At 58.0% G+C, this 19,108-nt stretch carries 12 protein-coding genes and 1 tRNA gene; 1 reads left to right on the forward strand and 12 read right to left on the reverse strand.

Annotated elements, in window-relative coordinates; genetic code table 11:
* Window positions 1-150: 150 nt before the first annotated feature.
* The 9 genes from ACSAMM_RS09610 to ACSAMM_RS09650 form a co-directional block, all read right to left on the reverse strand.
* Window positions 151-921 carry a YaaA family protein gene (locus ACSAMM_RS09610; protein WP_457791186.1) on the reverse strand — a complete coding sequence of 257 codons (771 nt, stop codon included), beginning with the start codon at window positions 919-921 and terminating at the stop codon, window positions 151-153.
* Window positions 918-1,991, reverse strand: coding sequence for a tRNA 2-thiouridine(34) synthase MnmA (gene mnmA, locus ACSAMM_RS09615; RefSeq protein WP_457791187.1), 1,074 nt, complete (start codon window positions 1,989-1,991; stop codon window positions 918-920). The genes ACSAMM_RS09610 and mnmA overlap by 4 nt, the downstream gene beginning before the upstream one ends.
* A gap of 1,117 nt (window positions 1,992-3,108) precedes the next feature.
* On the reverse strand, window positions 3,109-3,381 hold the full coding sequence (locus ACSAMM_RS09620; RefSeq protein ID WP_178725848.1) for a hypothetical protein: 273 nt from the start codon (window positions 3,379-3,381) through the stop codon (window positions 3,109-3,111).
* A 124-nt stretch (window positions 3,382-3,505) separates the two neighbouring features.
* Window positions 3,506-4,879, reverse strand: coding sequence for a TIGR00341 family protein (locus ACSAMM_RS09625; protein ID WP_457791188.1), 1,374 nt, complete (start codon window positions 4,877-4,879; stop codon window positions 3,506-3,508).
* Window positions 4,880-4,988: 109 nt separating this feature from the next.
* Window positions 4,989-6,149 (reverse strand): Gfo/Idh/MocA family protein, encoded by a 1,161-nt coding sequence (locus ACSAMM_RS09630; RefSeq protein WP_457791189.1) that lies wholly within the window; start codon window positions 6,147-6,149, stop codon window positions 4,989-4,991.
* A gap of 253 nt (window positions 6,150-6,402) precedes the next feature.
* A complete protein-coding gene (locus tag ACSAMM_RS09635; RefSeq protein WP_457791190.1) occupies window positions 6,403-7,920 on the reverse strand; it encodes an ATP-binding cassette domain-containing protein in 1,518 nt (505 codons plus the stop codon).
* A 341-nt stretch (window positions 7,921-8,261) separates the two neighbouring features.
* Window positions 8,262-9,215 (reverse strand): protein translocase subunit SecF, encoded by a 954-nt coding sequence (gene secF / locus ACSAMM_RS09640; RefSeq protein ID WP_178725856.1) that lies wholly within the window; start codon window positions 9,213-9,215, stop codon window positions 8,262-8,264.
* Complete coding sequence (locus ACSAMM_RS09645) at window positions 9,212-10,627, reverse strand: preprotein translocase subunit SecD (RefSeq protein WP_457791191.1); 1,416 nt, start codon at window positions 10,625-10,627, stop codon at window positions 9,212-9,214. The genes secF and ACSAMM_RS09645 overlap by 4 nt, the downstream gene beginning before the upstream one ends.
* 232 nt (window positions 10,628-10,859) lie before the next feature.
* Window positions 10,860-12,137 carry an aminotransferase class I/II-fold pyridoxal phosphate-dependent enzyme gene (locus tag ACSAMM_RS09650; protein ID WP_457791192.1) on the reverse strand — a complete coding sequence of 426 codons (1,278 nt, stop codon included), beginning with the start codon at window positions 12,135-12,137 and terminating at the stop codon, window positions 10,860-10,862.
* 265 nt (window positions 12,138-12,402) lie between these two features.
* Here ACSAMM_RS09650 and ACSAMM_RS09655 point away from each other — a divergent pair.
* A tRNA-Val gene (locus ACSAMM_RS09655) sits at window positions 12,403-12,478 on the forward strand.
* A gap of 520 nt (window positions 12,479-12,998) precedes the next feature.
* Here ACSAMM_RS09655 and ACSAMM_RS09660 read toward each other — a convergent pair.
* The 3 genes from ACSAMM_RS09660 to ACSAMM_RS09670 are packed head-to-tail and all read right to left on the reverse strand — an operon-like array spanning window position 12,999 to window position 19,054.
* Window positions 12,999-16,376: a DEAD/DEAH box helicase family protein gene (locus ACSAMM_RS09660; protein WP_457791193.1), complete on the reverse strand. Its 3,378-nt coding sequence runs from the start codon at window positions 16,374-16,376 to the stop codon at window positions 12,999-13,001.
* Window positions 16,377-16,412: 36 nt separating this feature from the next.
* A complete protein-coding gene (locus ACSAMM_RS09665) occupies window positions 16,413-17,525 on the reverse strand; it encodes a restriction endonuclease subunit S (protein WP_457791194.1) in 1,113 nt (370 codons plus the stop codon).
* Entirely contained in the window at window positions 17,522-19,054 is a 1,533-nt protein-coding gene (locus tag ACSAMM_RS09670) for an N-6 DNA methylase (protein WP_457791195.1), read from the reverse strand. Before ACSAMM_RS09670 ends, ACSAMM_RS09665 begins: the two co-directional genes overlap by 4 nt.
* Window positions 19,055-19,108: the final 54 nt, after the last annotated feature.

The raw sequence follows: 19,108 nt of genomic DNA on the forward strand, positions 1-19,108 counted from the left end.
TCTGTTGCAATCTTCAGCCTATCCTATGCGGCGGGACAAGCCCGCGTTAGAAAAACCTGTCCGCCCCCGCCCGCACCGAGGACAGACGGCGGGGACAGGGACGGACAACCGGCGCGGGTATTCGATTTTATTTTACAAATGGTATTAAAATCACTCCATATTCCTTGTAGTATCCTGTCGAACGGGCGCTTGCAGGAAAACATAACGGGTTTCGTCCGACAAGGCGGGGGCGAAGGCGTAGCCATCCCACTCGAAGGCCTGCAGATCGGTGGGCCGCTCCAGGCGGTTTTTGACGAGAAAGCGAGCCATCTCTCCCCTCGCCATTTTGGCGCCGGTGGCCAAGGTGGTGCGTTTGCCCCGGCGGAGGATGGAGAATTCGCAGGTGATGCAGATATCTCCCGGCCGCCGGTGGGGCAGCACGGCCCGGGCGTACTCGCCGGAAGCCAGATGGATCACCGGCTCCCCGGTTTTGAACAGCTCCCGGGCGATCCGTTCCCCCCAAAAGGCGTAAAGGCTTTGCCCCTCCACCCGCAGGCGGGACTGGAGTTCCAGCCGGTAGGGACGGATGCCGTCGGCGGGCCGGAGCACGCCATACAGGGCACTGAGGATCCGCAGGTGTTCCCCGGCCCACGCGTAGTCCTCCGGGGTGAGGGAGGCGGCGTCCAGGTGCTGGAAGGCCAGCCCATAATAGGCCGACAGGGCGGCGGAGGCGGGGGCTTCGGCAAAATCCTGGTAATAGCCCGCCGCCTTCATGGCGAGGGAGGGGTTGATTTGCAGGAGGGATTCCAGCTCCCAGGGGCTGTATTTGCGCAGGAGGGCGGCCAGCCGGTCGGCCTCCCTCTGAAAGACGGGGCGGGTCAGGGGCACGCCAGGCGCGGGCGCGGGGCGCATGTTCTTGGCCGGGGACAGAAACGCGATCACAGCGCGGCCTCCTTCACGATACGGCCGCCGCCGAGCAGCTTATCCCCGTCGTAAAACACCACCGACTGACCGGGGGTGACGGAGCGCTGGGGGGCGTCGAAGGTCACCCGCGCCATGCCGCCGGGAAGAGGGGTCAGGGTGGCGGGGGCGGCGGGGGCCTGGTAGCGGATTTTGGCCTGCACCCGCAGGGGGGCGGCCGGTGGAGCGATGGAGACGTAGTTCACCGGGCCGGCGGTGAGGGTATCGGCCAGCTGGCGGCCCTCCTCCCCCAGGATCACGGTATTGGTGGAGGCGTCGATGCCCACGACGTACATGGGACGGCCCAGGGCCACGCCCAGCCCCTTGCGCTGGCCGATGGTGTAGCGGCCGATCCCCTGGTGGCGGCCGAGGACATGGCCGGACTCGTCAACGAAATCGCCCGGCTGCATGGCCGCGCCGGTATACCACTCGATAAAGGCGGCGTGGCCGGAATCCGGGACAAAGCAGGTTTCCATGCTGTCCCCTTTATCGGCCACGGGCAGGGAGGCCTCCCGAGCCAGGGCGCGCACTTCTTCCTTCCCATAGCCCCAGAGGGGGAAGCGGACGCGGGCCAGCTGCTCCTGGCTCAGGCCATAGAGGACATAGCTCTGATCCTTGAGGAAATCGGCACGGTACAGGGCCCAGCGGCCGGCGGCGGCGTCAAATTCCCGGCGGGCGTAATGGCCGGTGGCCACCCCGTCCATGCCGTTTTCCAGCGCGTAGTCCAGCATGGCGCCGAACTTGATGGTGCGGTTGCAGGTCACGCAGGGGTTGGGAGTGCGGCCGGCCAGATATTCGGCGGCGAACTCGTCCACCACGCAGCGGCAGAAGGCATCGGTCAAATCGAGAACCCGGTGTTCGATGCCCAGGGCCTCGCAGACGCGGCGGGCGTCGTCGATGTCCTGCTGCGCGCCCGCGCCGGTGGAGGCGGCCAGGCGGCCGCCGCGCAGGCGCAGGGTGACGCCGGTGACGGCGCAGCCCTGCCGCTGCAGGATCAGGGCGGCCACCGAGCTGTCCACGCCGCCGCTCATGCCCACCAGAATATGTTCCATAGCGTTCCATCCTATCTTACGTAAAAAAGCCGATGTGTGGAGGGCACACATCGGCGGGGGTGTTGTCCCGTCCGTTTGGGGACAGTATAGCACGGTTGGGGCGGGATTGGCAAGAGGGAGGGGGTGGATCTTTGCCTGGATCTCGAGGCAGCGCGTTCTTTGTGCTCTATCGGGGTTGCGTTGGTATGCCGGTTTTCCGTACGGAAAACCTAGCACAACCTCGCGGGCTGATTACGCCTGTGAGCCGCCCGCCGTGGGGAGATAGCCTTTGTGCTGTTATGCCCTATCTAGTACAGCGTAGGTATGCGGGGCAGAACCCCGTACTCCTCTCGCGGCTGTGAGCCGCCCGCACCCCCTCTTTTCCTTTTCTAGAAAAAGAAAAGAGGGGGGAGAAAAGAAAAAGCCTTAACCAACAGACGCGCAGAAAAAGAACACGTCGCATAAAAGCGTTCTATCCACCTAAGTGTGCGCTCGCGCCTAAAGGCGCTGTAGTGCGCAACAGCGCCTATCTGCCGAGAAGCGTGTCCTTTCCCCGCGCTACGAGCGCGCTGACGCGCGTAGTATACTTGAGTGATCACCCAAGTTGTACAATCCGTTGGGGTCTCCCCGTCTTAGGACGGCGAGCCCTATCAATCGGATTGGGATAAACTCCCGCTTGCGGCTATCTCCTACGGATCCCCGTATGGGCTCGGCGGCCTAAGCCGGCGAGACCGGCAAGGGCAGAGCGTCCCCCTTTGTCTCTTTGTTCTCCTTGTGCAGCGGAGCCCCTGGGGAGTTGGTCGCCCGACTTTTCGAACCGTGTGGTCACGCAGGCGCGAGGCGGGGCTGGCAGCAAGCAGAACGGGCTGCCGCATGATTATTAGCGGGCGTACCGGCGGCGACACGAGCGCTAAAAGTTTCTATTTCCCTTGCAGGAGATCGAAGCCCGCAGCGACACAGCGATTGCCGCGAGGCACAACGTCGGCCTCCCCCCGCCGGATGGTTCTATAAGGCTTTTTCTTTCTCCCCCGTCTTTCTTTTTCACGCACGAAAAAGAAAGACGGGGTGCGGGCGCCACATTGGCGCGAAAGGGACGCGGGGTACTACCCCGCATACCAACGCAACCCCGATAGGGCTTTTAGGCCAAAACGCCCATCCATTTCAGCAGCGCGGCGCAGTCCAGCATGCCTTGGTGATAATACTCCCATTGTGCATGGTATTCCTTTAGGCCGATAGTTTCCTCTAAGTCGAAGGTAAACGCCTTTTGTTCATCGGCTTTGCCGATCGCTTCCAGCATAGCGTCGAATCGTTTCTGTATCTCCCGAAACTCTCCGTTTTCCATCAGCCGTTTCCAAACGGCATCCTCCACCGCTTCCAGGCGGAACGGGGAAAACTCGTCCAGTAAATGCACACCGTATCATCCTTTCTGCTTGATGATACGGTTATAGCATACTGGTTGAAAGAGCGGCAGAAATTTATTCCAAAATGGCATATCCAAATTTTCCACGCGAATTTCATGAAAAGTAACGAACGTCCTACTCCCCGGCGGGGGCGATGTTCTCGTACACCGTCACCGCCTGCACCCCGGCCCGGGCGGCCAGCCAGGTCTCCACCCGCGTTTTCTCCTCGGCGCTCAGAGGGGCAGGCAGATCCAGGGTAGCCATCACCCGATTCTCCACCTGCTGGGTGGTTTCGCTCCAAATCCGGTGCCGGCCCATGGAGCAGGATTGCACCTGGGGATACAGGGCTTGCAGCTCCCTGGTGATGGCCTGCATATCGAAATCAAACGCCTGGTAATCGAGCAGCTTGGCCTTGGCGCCCACCAGCTCGGCCTTCAGGTTCTCCAGCTCCTGCTTTTGGGACAGGGCGGCGTTCTCCTGGCTGTTTTGATCCAACTCCTTCTCGATGATGGCCTGGATATCCTCCTGGGTCATCCCCTGCTCCAGCTCGGTCTGCGTGACCTTCAGGGTCATGCCCTCCAGGCCATAGCCGGGCAGGGCGCTGCGCAGCTCCTGGATGCGCTCCTCGCTCAGCCGTTTGCCCAGGAGGGCCACACGGATCTCCTTCGCCTTGGTATCGGCGGAGGAGCGCACCACCTGGGTGTCGTCAAAGCTGAACTCGGAGGCAATATATTTCTGCACGCTGCTTTCAGTGAGGCTGTCCCCCACGATACGGTAGGCGAGATAAATGCTGGGCAGCACGGTAATAATGGCCACGACGGTCAAGGTAATGCGCATTTTGCGGCGGGCCCGGGCGTTCTCAAATTCCTGCCGGGGAAGGCGCATGAGGCGCACCACCACAAAGGTGCTCACGCAGATGAAGAAGCCGTTGATGAAGAACAGGTACATGGCCCCCAGGAAAAAGGAGAGCGACCGGGTGGCCAGGCCGTAGCCGGCGGTGCACAGGGGCGGCATGAGGGCGGTGGCGATGGCCACGCCGGGGATGACGTTGGTTTTCTCCTTCCGGGTGACGCCGATGATGCCCGCCAGGCCGCCGCACACGGCGATGAGCACGTCCCAGACGGTGGGCATGGTGCGGGCCAGCAGTTCGGAATGGGCGGTGGAGATGGGCGAAAGGGAAAAATAGAGGGTGGAGGCCACGATGCAGACGATCACCTGAAACAAAAGGCCGATGAAGGCACGGCGGGACAGGCGGAGGTCGCCGAGGGCGAAGCCGTAGCCCACCGCCATAATCCCGCCCATCAGGGGGGAAATCAGCATAGCGCCGATGATGACGGCGGTAGAGTTCATGTTCAGCCCGATGGAAGCGATGAGGATGGCCAGCACCAGGATACACAGGTTGGTGCCCTTGACGTGGGCGCCGCTGAGAATGGACTGCCGGATTTCCTCCGGCGAGGCGCTGCCCTCCTCCAGGCTGAAGGCGGAACGGATGGCTTGGCGAACGCTCATACGGACACGACCTTTCCGGTTGTTGCCGGGCCAATCGGCCCATTTTCTCCATTATACCAGCCGAGGCCCCCGTTTTCAACGGGGGCCTCGGCTGGCGGTTTTCGACGGCTCAGCGGCGGGCGGCGGACAGATACCCGGTTTCGCTGAGCAGGCGGGCGGCATCGTAGGCGGTTTCCATGGCCGCGAACAGGCCGCGGGCGCAGGTAATGGTTTCGCCGGGCATACGGCTGGGAATTTGGGTGAGGAGGGCGGGAGCGAAGGGGGTCACGGCGCAGGAACGCTGAATGTCGTGGATATACCGGGTATGGGCGAGGGCGTCCGGCAGGCCGCAGGCAGGCGGCTCGCCCCGGCGAAGGGACTCGGCCACGGCCCAGATTTTGTCCCGCTCCAGCGGATCGGGGGCGAGGCGTTCCTCGAAGGTGCGGCCCGGAGTTTCGACGAGCAGGGTGCGCTCGACCAGCCGGCAGGTGATCCGGGCGTTCTCCAGTTCCAGCACGAAGCCGGGCAGGCGGGTCCGATCGACGGCGTGGGAGGCGGCGAAATAGAGGGGCACGCCGCTGTCTGTCTGGATGCGGGCGGTGATGGTATCGAAGGTTTCGATGGCGTTGGCCCGGTAGAGCTCGGTCTGGTGCGCGAGGGGCTGGGCGGGATGGCCGGGTGGGCTCGCCAGGAAAAACAGGAGATGCAGATAGTGGGCACAGGCGTTATTGGCCACGCTGTCGCAGACGATATGGCCGCCCACCTGGACACGGCCCGCCCAGCCCCGCCGGTAATAGGCGCTGTCCCGAGGCGGCAGGGACATGGCCTTGAACAGCCGGGGCGCGCCGTACGTCCCCCGCCAAATGGCCTCCCGCAAAGCAAGGATGGCCGGGTTGAAGGCGAACTGAAACCCGATGGCCACCTCCCGACCGGCGGCGCGGCGGGCCTCCTCCATGCTTCCGGCCTCCGCCAGGGTGGCGCACAGGGGCTTTTCGCAGAGCACATGGCTGCCGTGGGCCAGGGCCTGGCAGGTTTGCTCCGCATGGAGGTGGATGGGGGCGGAAATGCAGAGGAGATCCGCCGCCTGCTCCCGATAAAAGGCGTCCAGCGACGCGTAGACCGGAATATGGCGGGCGCGCAGCTCCCCGAGATAGGAGCAGGAGGCGGGATAGGGATCGATGCAGCCCGTCAGGGTCAGGCCATGGCTCTCCCCTTCCTCCAGAAGGGCTTTTCCGTAGACCTCGCCATAGCCGCCGATGCCCGACAGGGCCACTGTCCGAATGGATGGCATGGACTTCGTCTCCTTTCGTCAGCATATGAGATCAGCATAGCACGGCGAGGGGCGGCGGGCTTGCGGGATTTTAGGAAAAGGTTCGCCTTTTTTGTGAAGTTGGCGGCCTTTTTTGTGACAGTCAAATTCTGAATCAGGCCGCCGGAGTTCCGCAAGGCCCAGAGGGAGCCGAAAACCATGGCGATCCCGATCGCCGTCACGGTGAGGGCGGTCAGCACCGCGGCGGCGCGTCAAGAGAAAAGGGGGAAAGACCTCACAGGCGTTCCAGGGGGCGCAGGCCGGTTTCGGTCAGCTCATACCAGTCGGTGCAGACCTCGCGCATAAATTTGCGGTCGTGGGTGACGCTGAGAATCGCGCCGCCGTAGGCGGACAGGGCCTCCCGGATGACGGGACAGGACAGGGGGCTGAGATTGCGGGTGGGTTCGTCGAGCACCAGGACGTCGCAGCCGTCCAGCAGCAGGCCAGCGAGGAGGAGCTTGGCCTTTTGGCCGCCGCTGAGCGCGGCAATGGGACGGCGCATCTCATCGGGGGTGAATTTCAGGCTGCCCAGGAGGGTGCAGGCTTTGGTGCGCCGCTCCTTGTCCCCGGAAGGGGCGAGATAATCCACAGGGGTTTGCCGATCGTCCAGGACGTCGCCGTAGTTCTGGGGCATATAGCCGGCGCGGATGTCCCGCCTCAGGCGCAGCTCTTCCCAAATCAGGCGCAGGAGGGTGGTTTTGCCCCGGCCGTTTTCCCCGAGAATGGCCACTCGGCGGGGGCCGGCGACGTGCAGGCGCACATCCCGGGCCAGGGGGCGGTCGCCTGCCCGCAGGCAGTCCAGCTGAAAATCCAGGACGGTTTTGCCCTGGGGCAGGGTGATGGCGGCGGAAAAGCGGCAGTCGATGGCGTCCTCCACATCGGGGATTTCCTCAAAGGTTCCGGCCTGCCGTTCGATGCGCTTTTCCTGCGACAGGAGGCCTTTCATTTTCTTCTTGAGCAGGCGGCCGCCGCCGGGATCCTGACGGGAAATGGCGGACTGCTCGTGATCCACCCGGTCGTAAATCTGCCGCCAGCGTTTCATTTGGGCCTCGTACTCAGCCCGCTGCTTGCGGGCCACCTGCTCCTGCTTATCCAGGCCGAGGCGGCGAGCGCGGACATAGTCGGCATAGCCCAGGGCGGCGACGGTATGGCGGGGGACGGTTTTCCGCCGCACCTGCTCGAGGTGAAGAATGACGGTGGCGGTGTTTTCCAGCAGGGTTTCGTCGTGAGAAATGAAGAGAATGGGGCGAGAGGATTGGCGGATAAAGCCCTCCAGCCATTCCAGGGCGGGGATGTCCAGGTCATTGGTGGGCTCGTCCAGCAGCAGGATGTCGGGGGCTCCGGCCAGCAGACGGGCCAGGCGGGCCTTGACCTTTTCGCCGCCCGACAGACTGCCCGCGGGGCGGTCGCTTTCCAGCCAGTCGGGGGACAGCTCCAGCTCCCACAGCAGGCCGTTTTCATAGAGGTCCACCCCGTCGAAGAAGGCGCGCAGGGGCAGGCGGCGCTCCTCTTCCGGCATTTCCTGGGCGAGGTAGCCCAGGCGGCTGTTCCCGGTGAAGACGCGGCCCTCCACGTCGCAGTAGGCCTCCACCTGCTCCCGGCGGCAGAGGGCCTGGAGCAGGGTGCTTTTGCCGTTGCCCTCCTCCCCAATGAGGGCGGCTTTGTCCCGAGGGCCCAGCACGAAGCTGAAATCCCGCAAGAGGGGGCGGTTCTCCTTTTTCAATGTTAGGGACAGGTGTTGAATTTCCAGCATATAGCCTCCTGATTCTCCGGCGCGATATGGCCGGCTTCCCAGCCCAGTGCCGCCGCGCGGGGCGGTTCCGGGCAACAAAAAAACACTTCTGATGCAGCATCAGAAGTGTTCGGCCAACCGATATAGGCGCAGGGAACCGCCCGCTTACGCGCGGAGGGATCTTATGCGATATAGGTACGGACAACCGGCATCTTCTGATGAAAGTGCATCAAAAAACGCAAATTGTCCGCCTCCTCGTTATAATCTTGAGGAATATGGTAGCATAAGCGGCGGTCGTTGTCAAGGGGGGCTGTGAAAAAGGGCGGGGACACAGCTGTCCCCGCCCTTTATGAGCTTTGGTCTTATTTCTTTTTGGGCTGCGCCTTGGCCGCTTCCTTGGCCAGCAGGGCCTTCTTCTGCTTATGCTGGATCCAAGTGACCCACAGGGGGCAGCAGAGGAAGGTGGAGGTGTAGAAGCCGGAGAGGATGCCGAACATCATGGGGATGGCGAAGCTGATGATGGCGTCCATGCCGGTGGCCAGGGCCATAATCGCCACGATGGCGATAGCCGCGAAGGTGCACAGGCTGGTGTTAAAAGAGCGGAACAGGGACTGGTTGATGCTGGTATTGACCAGCTGATCGATGGGGGTTTTGCTGTCCATCAGCTGGCGGTTTTCCCGGATACGGTCAAAGATAACGATGGTGCCGTTGAGGGAATAGCCCAGAATGGTGAGCACCACGGCCACGAAGTTGTCGTTGAGCGGGATACGGAAGATGATAAAGGCGAAGTAGGCGATGAGAATGTCGTTGAGCAGGGCGATAATCGCCATGACGGCGGCGGACAGGCCGCCGATTTTCCGGAAACGGAGGGCCACGTAAATCAGCAGGAATACGCAGGCCAGCGCGATGGCCACCAGGCACTTGACGAAGAACATGGTGCCCATGGTGGGATCCAGGGAGTTGGAGTTAATGAGCTTGAGCTCGCTCTTCGGATACTCCTTGGTCAGGGCGGTGGTCAGGGCGGTGGTCTCGTCCAGGCTCAGCTCCTCCACCAGGGAGACGTTGATGAGGTTGACGTCACCGTCGGTGGACAGGGTGGTGTCCACGTCCTTTTTCAGGGTGTCGGTGATGAAGGCGTCCAGCTTGGGCTCGTCGATATCGCCGGTATAGCTGTATTTTAGCAGGGTGCCGCCTTTGAAGGAGATATCCAGCTGCACGCCGAGGAAGATGTTGCACACAATGCCGATGAGGATCAGCGCGATGGAGACGGAGAAGAAAATTTTACGGTTCCCGACAATGTTCAGTTCCTTTTTCATGCCCGCTTACCTCCCAACAGCCAGGGTTTGCGCAAGAATTTGAAGCGGGAAATGGATTTCAGCATCAGCCGGGACGCGGTCACGCCCATGACGAAGTTGAAGATAATTCCCACAAAGAGGGTATAGCCGAAGGAGTAGATGGATCCGGTGGTAGCCGCCGGGAACCACATCAGCACGGGCTTGAGGATGGTGCCCCAGAAGCCATCGGGCGGGCCAAAGACGCCCATCAGGACGACGGCCACGATGATGACGGTGATATTGCCGTCAAAAATGGCCCAGAAGGAGTTCTTGGAGCCGATTTGAATGGCGCCGTCGATGGTGCGGCCGGCGCGCACCTCTTCTTTAATCCGCTCGGCCGTGATGATGTTGGCGTCCACGCCCATGCCGATGGACAATATGACGCCCGCGATGCCGGGCAGGGTCAGGGTGAAGCTGTTGAGGAAGCCGAAGTAGCCGGAAACGCAGGCCAGGGAGCCGGCCACCTGACCCAGCAGGGAGAGGATGGCGACAAAGCCGGGCAGGCGATAGTAAATCAGCAGGTAAATGGAAATCAGGATAAAGGCGATGAGGCCGGCCCAGACCATGACATCCAGGGCCTTCATACCCATGGTGGGCTCGATGGTGCCGTAGCTCTTGACCTCCACGGCGAAGGGCAGGGCGCCGGAGTTGATGAGGTTGGCCAGCTTAACCGCCTCGGAATAATCCGAGAAGCCGCCGGAAATCTGCGCCTCGCCCGAGGTGATGGCCTCGTTGACATTGGGGGCGGAAAGCTGCTCGTTATCCAGCCAGATGGAAATCTTGCCCTTGCCGGCCAACTCGGAGGTGGCTTCGGCGAAGGCCTTGGTGCCGCTGTCCTTAAGCTTGAGGGACACGACCGGGGTGGTGCCGTCCTCGGCGCTGAAACCGGCCTTGGCGGACTCCACGTCCTTGCCGCTGAGCACCAGAGCCCCAGTGGGCACCTGGATTTCGTTACCGTCGGCGTCTTTTTCGGTCTTGGTTTCGTCGCCCTTGCGGAATTCCAGCACGGCGGTTTTGCCCAATTCCTCGATGGCCGCCTTAGGGTCGAAGTCCTGCTCGTCCTCTTTCCAGGGGAAACGGACGATAACCTGCCGGTTGGCGGTATCGGAATACAGCTCGTAGTCGGTGATATTCTGCGCGACCAGACGCTGGGCGATGACGTCCTTGACGCCGTTCATGTTCTCGTCGGTCACTTCCTTGACATCATCGCTGGGCCCGAAGGTGGCGTCGATGCCGCCCCGGATATCGATGCCCCAGCGGATATCGCTGGCACCGCGAATGATGGTATCGCGCCTGTCGCCATAGTGGCTGTACACGCCAAAAAACGTCGTGTAAGTCAATGCTAAAATCAACAGTGCCACGATGAAGAATACGGATTTGGATGTGCGCTTCATCGGCTTGTCCTCCAATGCTTACTATTGCGCCGGCATCCGCCGCCGCACCAATGTCATTAATTATATTAGGATCGGGCAAAAAAGTCAATGCGAATGTCCCGCGGGGATGACATTTTTCTAAATTGCCACGAAGCCACGGGCGTTTTTTCTACACAGTCTCCAGTTTCCCGGCGGTTCCGCCTTTCGGGGAAGAAAAAAGCGACGGCCTTTCAAGCCGCCGCTTATCGGGTGCTTATTCCGCCAGCAGCTTCCTAACCGCCGCCAGCTCGGCGCAGATGCAGAACAACTCCATGGCCACCTTCAGCTCGTCCAGGGGCGGGTAGGTGGGCGCGATGCGGATGTTGGAGTCCTTGGGATCCTTGCCGTAGGGATAGGTGGCGCCCGCGCCGGTCATGACGACGCCGGCCTCCTTGAGCAGACGCACCGTCTCCTTGGCGCAGCCGTCCATCAGGTTGACGCTGACAAAGTAGCCGCCGCGTGGATTGTGCCAGCGGGCGATGTCCTTGTCGCCCAGCTCCTTCTCCAGGGTGGTCAGCACGACCTCGAATTTGGGCCGCAGAATGGCGGCGTGCTTTTTCATATGAGCTTTCACGCCGTCAATGTTCTTGAAATACCGGACGTGGCGGAGCATATTCAGCTTGTCGTGGCCGATGGTCTGAATCGTCATGCGGGATTTGACATCCGCGATGTTGCGGGGGCTGCCCGCCATGGCGGCCACGCCGGAGCCGGGGAAGCTGATTTTGGAGGTGGAGGCGAACATCATGACAATGTCCTCGTTGCCGCGGGCTTCGGCCTCCTTATATATGTTTAAAAGGGTGTCGCCCTCGTCGCTCAGATGGTGCAGGCAATAGGCGTTGTCCCACATGATGCGGAAATCCTCCGCTGCCGGGCGCAGGGCGGCCAGGCGGCGCACCGTGTCGTCGGAATAGGTGATGCCGTCGGGATTGGAGTACATGGGTACGCACCAGATGCCCTTGACCAGCGGATCCTGTACCAGGCGTTCCACCGCGTCCATGTCGGGGCCGGTTTCGGTCATCTCCACGGGGATGAGCTCCAGGCCAAAATACTCCGTCACGGCAAAGTGCCGGTCATAACCGGGAGCCGGGCAGAGGAATTTCACCGCGCCCTGGAGAATCCAGGGCTGATGGCCGCAGACGCCCTTGGCATAAGCGCCGGCGATATAATCGAACATGAGATTGAGGCTGGAATTGCCGCCCACGATGATGTTGGCGGGTTCCATCCCCAGAATGTCGCCGAACAGGGATTTGACCTCGGGAATCCCGTCGAGCAGACCATAGTTGCGGGTATCCACCCCGTCGGCGGTTTTATACCCTTCCCGCTCATTGACGCATTCCAGCATGTCCAGGGTGAGATCCAGCTGCTCGGGGCCGGGCTTGCCGCGGGACATATCCAGCTTCAGGCCCCGGGCCTTATAGGCGTCATACTGTTCCTGCAGCTCCGCCGCCCGGGCGCTCAGCTGGGCCTTGGTCAATTCTTTCAGCGCTTTCATGAGAACATGCTCCTCTCAGATTGCATCGTCATTTCAAAACTATCCTTCATTTTAGTATATGCGGAAAAAATTTGCAAGTTAATTTTATCAATCCTGCAAAGTTTGGCGTTTTCGCTGGAATCTGTCGAAGAAAGGGGCGTTTCGTCTGCGCCCTGCCGAAAAAGGGAGGCGCGGAGAGCGAAAAGGGACGGCGGCGGGAAATTTAGAAATTCCCCTTGACAAGCCGGCGAATTTCCTATATAATCGTCTTCGTTCCAAAAAACGAGGACGTTTAGCTCAGCTGGTAGAGCATTCGCTTGACGTGCGAAGGGTCAGCGGTTCAAGTCCGTTAACGTCCACCAACAGAAAACAGTCCGCCCGTCAGGGTGGGCTGTTTTTTGTTGGTATGCGGTATCGGACTTATGGTGATGCCCTTCCGAAAAGCCGGGGGCTTTTCACAGCGGCTCGCGCAGCGAGACGCCAGGGTCCAAGCGGTTCAAGTCCGTTAACGTCCACCAAAAAGCACGGTTCGCCCTTTAGGGCGGGCCGTGATTTTTTATGGGCGATAATGGACTTATGGCGATGTCTTTCCGAAAAGCCGAAGGCTTTTCACAGCGGCTTGCTTTAGCAAGACGCCGGGGTCAAGCGGTTCAAGGACGTTCACGTCCACCAAGAAAAAGCAGTTCACCCGTCAGGGTGGGCTGCTTTTTGTTCGTTGACGAAAACGCACTTATGGCGGTGCCCTTCCGAAAAGCCGTAGGCTTTTCACAGCGGCTCGCGCAGCGAGACGCCAGGGTCCAAGCGGTTCAAGGACGTTCATTTCCACTAAGAAAAAGCAGAGGAGCGGACGTTTCCACCTGCCCCTCTGCTTTCCAATTCCTATTAGGATACAGCGATTTGAATGGCATTGTCCCGAACTTGGTTGATGGTCTCCATTATGGCAGCTCTGGTCTTCGCATCAAACAGCTTGACAAACCCGATCGGTTTATCAAACGGCGGATTCGCAAGCTCTGCGATATTGTCCATATACCCGTTCAATTCCATGTGGTTGATAATCTTATATACAAAAGCTATCTGCTTTTGGTTGAGTGACTGGTCATTGATAAAGGCAGAAAACGCCTGCATCGCCGCTTCATGATCCAACTTGGCAATTTTGCGGATCAGCAAACCAAAGGGCGTATCTCCGAATTCACGCGCATAATCCTCTTTGCTTCCGAGCTCGCTCGTCAGCACCTGTTCCAATTCCTGATAATCGCCCATGGAAAGCGGAATATTATGCGTCAGCTTGTGAATGGCAAGCGTATTGCCGTTCTCATTCACATAGCGGTTTACCTTGGCGCGATAGTCCTCAAAATCATAGGCAGCCCCCAACTGGAGGCCTTCCTGCCGGTCAATAATCGGATCCTTCAGTTTGGTCACGATGCGTTTTTGCTCTGAGCCGTCTTCATCCAAGAACTTAATGAGTTCCCGTAGGTCTTTTCGCACCCGCTCAAACAGCAGAAGGTCGTTGGCATTCCAAAAAGCGTCTGTTTGGATCTCCCGCAGCACCGGCAGCTTTTCCCTGATCTGCGGAATGCTTACCTTGTGCTCTAACAGCGCGGCCATTTCGCACAGCTGCTTTTTTGCATATGGGAACGCCGGCATATGTTCCACATGGGCCAGCATCAGGCCATACATAAAATTATCAAACCGTTTTGCAAACTCATCGGGATCATTCAGCCGGACAAGAGGGGCCATGTGTGTCAGCAGTTCTCCCTTGTCCCCCTCCCCGAGAGAAAGAAAGGATTCCCGCTTTTTATACTTTTCCACATACTGCAGCTTCAGTTTTACGGCGATCAGCTCCGGGTTCAGCTCCAAAACCTGCTTACGGCAAACGTCGACGATTTCGCTTCGCCAGGCCTGATAGCGCTCCTGCGCAAAAGCACTTCCCTGCAAAGTCATAGCAAGCCGTATTTGCTTGCCGAAAATACTTTCGGATAATGTTTTGGTTTCCTGGCTTTCGTACCCTTCCTTGTGCTCCCGGAAATATTCAAAATTGCCGCAGTAATCAAAAATCAGGAACCGGCGCTTGTCCGTATACTCTCCATCGATTTGGTCGATACAGGCAAGGCCACTACACAGTCTTGTGCCCCGTCCAATCATCTGCCAAAATTTTGCTTTCGAGCGTACTTTTTTGAAGAACACCAGATTGACCGCGTGCGGTACGTCGATGCCGGTATCCATCATATCCACCGATACTGCGATATGCGGCTCTTTTTCCGGCTGCTTAAAGTCGTCGATAATCGTCTGGGCATAGGCATCGTCACAGACAACCCGCTGGGCAAACGTGCCGTGATACTGCGGGTACAGCTTGTTGAACCGCTCCAGAATAAACTCTGCATGACGCTTGTTCTGGGCAAAGATGATGGTTTTCCCCAAGCGGTCTCCGCCCGCCACTTGAATGCCCCGCTCCATCAAATCCTGCAGCACAATGTCCACTGTGGTTTCATTGAACACAAACTTGTTGAGCTTTTCCGATGGGATGACTTCCGGTAAAACATCGTCTTCGATGAAATCATCCTCATACCGTTCCTTATCCTCGTCCGACAGTTCCTCATAGACAATGCCTTCTTCGAGGAATTTAGTCTTGACCTCATAGTTATAATAAGGCACCAGCACATGATCCTGGTCAACCGCCGTCTCATAATCGTAGGCATACGTGGGGACGCCGTGCTCCATTTCAAAAAAGTCGTAGGTATTGCGGTCAACGTCCGTTTTCGGCGTGGCCGTCAGCCCCACCATCAGGGCGTCGAAATACTCAAAGATCGCCCGGTACTTTTTGAAAATGCTCCGGTGGCTCTCGTCGATAATGATTAAATCAAAATGCGCCGGGGTAAACAGCTGCCGCCCATCCCCGGATTTGGTGTCGTCAATAGCGTTCAGGATAGTCGGGTAGGTGGAAAACACGATGCGGGCATTCCGATCATCCTTGTTGGAACACAGATTACACAGGGACATATCCGGCAGATAGTTCTTAAAGTCGTCCTTTGCCTGCTTCACCAGCGCCGTGCGGTCGGCCAGAAACAGGATGTTTGTCACCCATTTTCCACGGCTGAGCACGTCCGTCAGACTGGAGGCGGTTCTCGTTTTGCCGGTGCCGGTGGCCATAACCAGCAGATGCTTGCGGAAGCCCTGATCGATCTGGCCGCAGACCGCCCGGATGGCTTCTTTTTGATAATACCGGTCGGTGATTTTGTCGTCGATGGGAATGCTCATCAAATCCAGCCGCTCCGTGCGGCGGTTCATCAGCCTTTGCAGATCGTCTTTGCTGAAAATGCCGCTGACTTTTCGCTGGGGGCCAGTCTGATCGTCCCAGAAATATGTTTCAAAGCCGTTGGTGGTGAATATCATGGGGCGGCGGCCAAATTTCCGTTCCAGGCAATCCGCGTATAAAACCGCTTGCTTTCGTCCAATGTTGGGGTCTTTGCTGGTGCGCTTGGCTTCCACCACCGCCAGGGGCAGGCCGTCTTTACCAAAGAGGACATAGTCGCAATACCCCATCTGGCCAACCACACCGGCCATGCCCTCCACCGGGTATTCCTCCTGCACATCCGCATCCGGACCGGAAAATTTCCATCCCATGAGCTTCAGATCCACATCGATATAAACTTTTCGCGTCTGAAACTCGGAGAGATCTTCCGGCTGGAAGGTGCGCTCCTGCTTATGCTGTTCCTTTTCGGCGGTATACCGGGCGGCCAGCTGCTCGATTTGTTTACGAAGCGCCTCGATTTCCGCCTTTTTTTCATCCAGCAGGCTTTCCTGTTCCTTGATTTTTTTGGTGTCCACAACCATCCTTTGGGTGGGAATCAGGCTTTCGTCAAAGGTGCGTTCTTCATAATCGGCGCCGTAGCAGTAATCGATCCACTGGATAAACTCGAACAGACCCCGCAGGGAGGCCAGGGCGTCGCTGGGCTGCACGCTGCGCTCCGTATGTACCGCCAGATTGCCCAACTTGATGATAAAGGGAAGCTTGCCCCAGGTGTTGGCATCCACGGCAAAGCGAAAGGTGGGCTCATGGATGAGGGACTGGAGATTGTCCTTGTAGGGCATTTTCATGGTCTTGTCCGCGGAATAGACCCACTTGACCGCCAATTCCAGCGCCTTGCGGCAGCCCACGGCGCACATGGCGGGAGCGGTGGCGTAGATTTTCTCCGCTTCGATGCAGGCGGAGGAAAAGAGGGCGTAGTCCGGCTTGGACGAGAGAAATGAGAAGTTCATCATAAAGACACCACCCATTCTGGAAAAATGAGGTTTACCTTATTCAAAATACTCCTGCATCAGGGATTTTTTCAAAATCTCTAGTTCTTGCAGCCCTTGCTGAACTGCCAATTTTGATTTGTCGGTCTGTTCTACGAAGGCTGCAAACTGCTCCTGCAGGTCAATCGGCGGTACAATAAACTCAGTTTTTTCCATACCGCTTTTGGTTAGATGCATCATAGCTATGCCATGGGTATCTCCCATAAGCGATTCGGTGGCGTATTCGAGCAATTTGCAGAGGAATTGCTTGTTATATGCACTGCCCACAAGCACTTTCCATATGTGGTAATGGTATATTACCTTGTCGCCATTCCAAATTTGTGGGCCGAATGAAGCTGACCAAGCATATAGCAAATCTCCGTTCTCGCAGTACTTGTCTTCGTCGAGTTCCAAATCGGAATAGTACCATCCTCGATTAGAGAAGAAATTTCCAACGCGAAGCACTGGGTATTTTCCGCTATCCAGCAGTTCGTCTTGCTTATATGCTCTGCCGTTCAAAAGCGTTGCATTTTCTTCCAACGGCACTTTGCTCCAACCGTATTGATTTAGAATCGGGTCACCGAACAGTTCGATAAATCGGGATTTCACCAGCTTATCCAGCTTGTCCAGCTGCTGGCGGCGTTTGGCAATCAGATCGCTGACCTTGTCCAGCACCACCGCGATTTTGCGCTGTTCGTCAAGGGGCGGGAGGGGGATGGGGAGATTTCTTAAAATACCCATGTTAATATTATTTTGAGCAACGCCACGTCCCAAGCGATTTACTGCCGATTTTAATGAAACTAGATAGTAATAGAGGTACTCACGATAAACATTATCGCTCTTTATAGTTATTCCTGCGATTGCTTGGTTTGTTGCTGCATCAATATCAAGTATGCAAGTTTCTCCAAGGGTTGCGAAAATAGTGTAAAGAATAGTTCCTTTTGGGAATATTTTTGCAGAAGAGTTTTGAAGTCCTTCTTCAGTTATAAATTCTTCTGTGATTTGTAAGTACTCTCCCTTAATATCGCTTATCTTTACCCATGGGATTGTTCCACCTTCCCAATAACTTAAATTAGAACGTGCTGGTGTACCACCGGATTGAATCTCACAAACATCCCCCAATCTCGCTATCACAGCATCCCCCCCAATTCTGCCAGTCCTGCGGTGATCTCCATTTCCAGTTCGTGCAGATCGGCCATGATTTCGGCGGTTGAGGGATACTCCACCGGCACATACTCCACCTTTTTATATTTATTGATGGACAGGTCATAATCGTTGTCGGCAATCTCCTGCTTGGGCACAAAAAAGCTCTGCTCGGTGCGCTGGCGGGCGGTTTCCTGCTCCAGATGGTGAAACCGCTCGATAATGTCGGGAATGTCGTTCTCCGCGATTTCGCTGCGCTTGTCGTCCAGAGAAAAGCCGTCGGCCTTCATGTCATAAAACCAAACATTTTCGGTGCCGCCCGCGCCGGTTTTGGTGAATACCAACACCGCTGTGGAAACGCCCGCATAGGGCTTGAACACGCCGGAGGGCATGGAGATCACCGCCCGCAGCTGGTGGTTCTCCACCAGCTCCCTGCGGATGGCCTGATGCGCTTTTGAAGAGCCGAACAGCACGCCGTCCGGCACGATGCAGGCGCACTGGCCGCCCTTTTTCATCATCCGCAGGAACAGCGCCAGAAACAGCAGCTCGGTCTTTTTGGTGTTGGTCACGGCTTTCAGGTTGTCGTGGATGCTTTCCGCGTCCACCGTCCCCTTAAAGGGCGGGTTGGCCAGACAGATGGTAAACTTGTCGCTGATTTGATTTTGTTTGGAAACGCTGTCCTTGTAATCGATTTCCGGATGGCTGATGGAGTGCAGCATCAGGTTCATGGCGGAAATGCGCAGCATGGTGCGGTCGGTATCAAAGCCGGTAAAGGCGTCGCCGACAAAGTGCTCCCACTGTTCGTTGGTCATGGTGTCCTCATAGTGCCGCCGGATATACTCCGAAGCGGATACCAGAAAGCCCGCCGTGCCACAGGCCGGGTCGCAGATGGTGTCGTCCGGGGTGGGCCGCAGCAGCTCCACCATCATTTCCCGGATGTGCTTGGGGGTGCGGAACTGGCCGTTTTGGCCCGCAGTTGCCAGCTTGCCCAGCATATACTCGTACAGATCGCCCTGCATGTCCCGATCGGCAATGTCATGCTCATACAAATCGTCCAGTCCGGTGATGATTTTCTGCAGCACCTGGGGCGTGGGGATCAGGAACATAGCGTCACTCATATACCGGGCAAAGGCGGTGTTGTTCGGCTCGCCGCTGCCGAAATCGTCCGGAATCTCGATCAGCTCGCCCTGTTCGGTGAAATCCGGCAGATGACCGCGTTTCATGTTTTTAATCGCCGGGAATACCCGCTGGGACATCACAGCGTAAATGTCGCGGGGATCGTTATCCTTGAATTTGCTCCAGCGCATGGACTGTCCCACAGCGGACGGGGGGAAAATCTTGTTCATCTTCTCGCCGGTCATGTTTTCAAGCTCTTCGGTTTCCAGTTCCTTTTCATCTAACGAACGGATGAACATCAGGTAGGTCAGCTGTTCAATGACCGTCAAGGGGTTGGTGATACCGCCCGCCCAGATGTCCGTCCAGATTTTATCCACTTTATTTTTGATGGCGCCTGTAATCATGCGTCTTCTCCTCCAGTTGCTTTCCATTCCATATACCAGTATAATACACCTTGT

Source organism: Anaeromassilibacillus sp. SJQ-5 (assembly GCF_054108045.1).